General features: G+C 54.7%; 2 protein-coding genes. Both read right to left on the reverse strand.

The genetic code is table 11. The features are described 5' to 3' along the window. On the reverse strand, positions 1–230 hold a 230-nt coding region (locus tag AC1RPW_RS07950), incomplete at its 3' end, for a hypothetical protein (protein ID WP_481769434.1). Then, positions 230–479, reverse strand: a 250-nt coding sequence (locus AC1RPW_RS07955; RefSeq protein ID WP_481769435.1) for a hypothetical protein, incomplete at its 5' end; no start/stop codon positions are given. The genes AC1RPW_RS07950 and AC1RPW_RS07955, both read right to left, overlap by 1 nt.

Raw genomic sequence — 479 nt, forward strand, 5'->3', positions numbered from 1 at the left:
TTGCGGAGCCTCGCAATTTCGGACTTGAGTTGATCGATTTCGGATCGGGCTGTCTGAATGTCGGCCTGTTCTGCTACTCGCGCGCTTTTCTCATACGCGTATTCTTCAACGAGGCGACGAACATTAGCCCCAAACGAGACCAGTCCCGGATCGAACACTCGACGGCCAATAGCGGCAACGCGTTCGGCCTCGTGGGCAATACTGTACAGGTCTTGTGCGGTGAAACTCATTAACCCTCCCTCGGAGTCGTCAAAACACACTGCTGATCCTTAGGAATGCGTTCTTGAAGACGCGTGATCTGATGCTCTTGAGCCGAGATCAACTCTTCCACAGTGTCTACTCCGTAGAACGAAGCTAGAAACTGAAAGTTCTCCAAGCCCGGTGTCGAGAACCCTGTATTGCGCACGGACCGCGCCCAGCGCACGAAGCTGAACGCGGATTCCGTGAGTTCAGTTCGGTCCACCGACTCGTCGTTGAGG

The sequence above is a fragment of the Dellaglioa sp. CoH-55-MRSF-8 genome, assembly GCF_056782195.1.